The sequence below is a fragment of the Hydrogenophaga intermedia genome (assembly GCF_023715105.1).
GTDB lineage: Bacteria > Pseudomonadota > Gammaproteobacteria > Burkholderiales > Burkholderiaceae_C > Hydrogenophaga > Hydrogenophaga intermedia_A.
In genome coordinates, this window is the sequence record NZ_JAMBNO010000108.1 from 1 (window position 1) to 443 (window position 443).

Consider the following 443-nt stretch of genomic DNA (forward strand, 5'->3'; position numbering starts at 1 on the left):
GTGTACGCCGAGCTGCGCCCCGAGGATAAGGCCCGCTTGATCGGCGAGCTCCGTGGGCAACGCTCCATCGCGATGATCGGCGACGGCGTCAACGACGCCCCGGCGCTGGCCACCGCCGACCTCGGTATCGCGATGGGCGCGATGGGCAGCGACGTGGCCATCGAGACCGCCGATGTCGCCCTGATGGGGGAGGACTTGCGGCACCTGAACCAGGCACTCGATCACTCCCGTCGGGCACGTCGCATCATGCTGCAGAACGTCGGCCTGTCCCTGGCGATCGTGGTCGGCCTGATGCCTCTGGCGCTCTTCGGTATCTTTGGCCTGGCCGTCGTGGTTCTGGTGCACGAGATCGCCGAGGTCGTCGTGATCGCCAACGGCGTCCGCGCCGGACGGCTGGCCGGCATCGAGAATTCGCCGACCACGGACGCGGCGGTTGCCATGCC

Annotated in this window: 1 pseudogene; it reads left to right on the forward strand. The window is 68.6% G+C overall.

What is annotated here, in order from left to right:
• Positions 1–36: 36 nt before the first annotated feature.
• A pseudogene (locus tag M3149_RS22790) lies at positions 37–443 on the forward strand (cadmium-transporting ATPase); the annotation flags it as partial.